This window comes from Daejeonella sp. (assembly GCF_037719425.1).
Lineage (GTDB): Bacteria > Bacteroidota > Bacteroidia > Sphingobacteriales > Sphingobacteriaceae > Daejeonella.
In genome coordinates this window covers 2,696-6,615 of the sequence record NZ_JBBJNI010000192.1, presented here as the reverse complement: position 1 = coordinate 6,615, position 3,920 = coordinate 2,696, and the positions used below count along the sequence as shown (strand labels likewise).

Here is a 3,920-nt window from a genome sequence, read left to right as displayed (position 1 = left end):
GATTACGTGTTCCAATTGCTTAATACCGCAAAAGAATTATAATGCGTTTGCCCTGTTATTACCGGCAGCAATGGGCACGGGTGTTGCAAAAGGCTTCATTGCAAATTTGGGCAAATGATCCCAATCTATCACATCTTATAGTGCCTGATGATTTAAGAATAATTAGCCCAAAGGAAGTCGACGATGTATTTAAAAAAGTGACAGCCCGAACCAAACATGAGCAAATAACATTGCGGATCGCCTTAATGGATGTTCATGTCCATGATTTGCGCCGAACATTCGGCAGTTTTCAAGCCTTGACGGGGGCCAGCTTACAAATCATCGGTAAGAGCCTGGGGCATAAATCGCTTCAGGCCACACAGGTTTATGCGCGTTTAAATTTAGACCCTGTTCGTCATGCAATGCAGAAAGCGACGAACGCCATGTTCAACAGCCAATAAGGAGTTATTTTATCTCAGTATAATAATACTGCCACGACGGTAAGTTCAAAGGATTGTAGACAACAGTGCTGCCAGAGGTTTTGATCCATCAAAGGCGTCGTCCCACTATCATTTGCTATTCTTGGTGAAGCTATGCCTAAGATATTAAAAACGATTATTCCAAAAATTCAGCGAGGTATAACAAATGGTGTTAAGAACGAATTAATTTGGTAACAGAAAATTTATTGATTAAAAATTTGCCCATCAATCTTTTTTACTACTTTAGGGTTGTCAATGCATCGCCTATTGCATTCTCTTAAACCTTAAACCTTAAACAAAAATTGAAAAAAAATGAAAAACCTCCACATCTCTGTTTATCCGAATTGATTTTTTTATAAGCTCTGCTGATCTTTTAACGACATCTTGATTAATTTATTAAGTCTGGATTGTAACACTGCTTAATAAGTTTTACTCCTCGCTATATCCTCAGCATTCGAGCTATCGTCCTTTCCGTGGCCTGACATCTGAATGGAACGTTCATTCATGGCAATACATTGAGCCGTTCATGTATTGACTGGCAAGTCGACATGCACGTTATTGTACCTATTCATTGTAGTCTTTGCGATGGAAGAGGGCTCCTTTGTCTATGCTGACCGGGGCATGTCCGAACCCAAGATCTCACGATGCGATATCGTGTTTGACACTGTGCGTTATATATCCTTTCAATACTTAAATTGTTATCAAATGAAAAAATTTACTTTCTTTAACAGCGGCTTCTCATTAAAGTCATTTATACTTTTGCTTCTCTTCTTTAAGTCGGTGAGTTCCTTTTCAGCGATTTATTATTTTTCGACCAGTGCCGGCGATGATAATAATGGAAGCAATACTAGCACCACACCCTGGCAAACATTAGGAAAACTAAACAGCTTAAACCTTATGCCTGGAGACCAGGTGCTTTTTAAACGTGGTGATACGTTTGTGGGAACTATCAGCGCTACTCACGCCGGTTCATCCGGCAATCCAATTATTTATGGCGCCTATGGAAGTGGAAACAAGCCGATTTTTACGGGGCTGGTATCGCTATCGTCTTGGACCGAAACTTCGTCTGGAAGTCACAAATGGGTGGCGTCGTGTAATAGTGGTTCCAGGTTAAACCTTGTAACGCTTGGCGGGGTAACAACACCAATGGGACGCTATCCGAATTCTGGATATTTAACGGTCGATAGCCATTCTGACCGGCTTCATATTACCAGTTCAGGTCTGCCATCTTCCACCCATGACTGGACCAATGCCGAACTCGCCATCAGGATCAACGATTACGATTTCGATATGAATAGAATTGCTTCTCACTATGGCACAACCATTTTCTTTTATTCTGACAATGTCAACACCCCGGTCAATGGAAATGGATTCTTTATTCAAAATGATCCGAACACGCTTGATAGCACAGGCGAATGGTATTATGACACTGTCGGACATACGCTGACTGTTTATTCTGTCGCCACGCCGTCTAATGTCAAAGCCGCCACTTCGGAAAACTTTATCAAATGCGAGTATTCGCCCAATTATTTATCTTTTGATAATCTTGCTATCACAGGTTACGACGGTGATGCGATGAGAGGCCGATTGGTACAAAATTGGACCATCACCAATTGCGATTTCTCCCAAATTGGTATTGACGCGATTTCATTTGACCAAACCGTTCGAATGACGGTCGAACATAACACCATTACCAACATTTCAAATACTGGCATAAAAAACATTTATTCGTCTTACACGAAAATCAGGTTCAATACGATCACGGATTGTGGATTGATCCCTCAGCTGGGACAAAGCAATAACCAGCAACGTGATGGTATTCTTTGCTATGGCGATGTCTCAATTGCGAGCGACAGTATTATCATTGATACAAATATCGTCAGGAGGGTGGGTTATTGCGGAATTACATTTGCGGGCAAATATGCTCAAGTAAGAGGCAATATTGTTGATTCAGCCGGGCTAACCTTAACTGATGGCGGAGGGATTTATACCAACGGGGAAAATCTGGTTGGCAGGGTTGTTTCTGGCAACATTATCACCAACAGCATTGGCAACAGCCTGAGCACTTCAACTCATAATTATGGCGGCGAACCAGGCATTTATATGGATGATCTGACTGGCTATGTCGATATCGTTGACAATACTATTTCTAATGCTTCGCGTTTTGGGATTTTCCTGCACAATGCTCACCAGATCAATATAAGACGGAACTCAATTTATAAAACTCAGGGCGCAGGCATTGGCCTGGTTCACGATAATGCAGGGCCGACACAGCCAATTCAGGATTTACATGTTACTTATAATTCCATTTATGCACTGTCAGGTGAACGTCTACTTTATAATCAAACGAGATATACGGGACAGATTAACTCTTTTGGTGTAATTGATTCTAATTATTACGGTCGTCCTGAGGCGGGAAATATCATTTACCTTGTCGTTACTCCTGACGGCATGACCACCACTTCCGAAGCGGATTATACTCTCGCGTCCTGGCAGTCAGCTTATAGTACACAAGGTTACGACGCTCATTCAACAATGCAAGTCATTCCTAATGATTCAGTTCGGCTGGTTACCAATCCAACCACGAGCGCTACTTCGGTTTCGTTAGGTGCTAACTATTACACTTTGGCCGGCACATATTATCCTAACTCAATAACCCTGCAACCAATTAGAGGAGCTATTCTTCATTACGCGTCAGCAAGCGGAACACCCACAAGTTACCGGATCAACGCGGGCGGTGGAGCTATAACCACTTCACTAGGCAACTTTACTGCAGATGCATCATTTTCGCCTTCACCTGGTAATACTGCGTCTACCGGCAATGCTATCGCCGGTACCACTGATGATGCTTTATATCAAACAGAACGCTTTAGCAGTTCAGGTGAAATGACCTACAAATTGCCTATTGCAAATGGGCAATATAAAGTTGTGTTGCATTTTGCCGAAACATTCTGGGGAGCCACCGGTCAAAGGAAGTTTGACATCAAGATCGAAAATGTGCTGGTTAAAGATAATTATGACATCTACGCGAAAGTCGGATCGAATACAGCGACGTTCGAAACCTTTAATACAACCGTAGCAGATGACACCTTGACAATCTACTTCGACGCCAGGACCGGTTCAGGCGGCGCGAATGAAGCAAAGGTATGTGGTATCGAAGTTATACCAGTTGTATATCGCATAAATTCCGGAGGTGGCCAGGTCTCAAATGATCTTGGAGTATTCTCTGCTGACACTTTATATTCTCCTTCACCAGGTAACACAAGTACTACCGGCTCATCAATCAGCAACACAACAAACGACAATATTTATCAATCAGAGCGTTGGGGAAGCAGTGGTCATGTGTATTATAATCTTCCAGTGGCCAATGGTGATTACACTGTAGTTCTTCATTTTTCTGAAAGTTTTTGGGGTGGATCCAATCAACGCAAATTTGATGTATTGATGGAGGGAGCGACTGTA

Annotated in this window: 2 protein-coding genes; both read left to right on the top strand. The window is 42.3% G+C overall.

Annotation, left to right across the window (positions count from 1 at the left end):
- Window positions 1-41 precede the first annotated feature (41 nt).
- On the top strand, window positions 42-440 hold the full coding sequence (locus WKF69_RS17965; RefSeq protein ID WP_340383674.1) for a tyrosine-type recombinase/integrase: 399 nt from the start codon (window positions 42-44) through the stop codon (window positions 438-440).
- 723 nt (window positions 441-1,163) lie between these two features.
- The coding region (locus tag WKF69_RS17960; RefSeq protein ID WP_340383672.1) for a malectin domain-containing carbohydrate-binding protein at window positions 1,164-3,920 on the top strand (2,757 nt) is incomplete at its 3' end.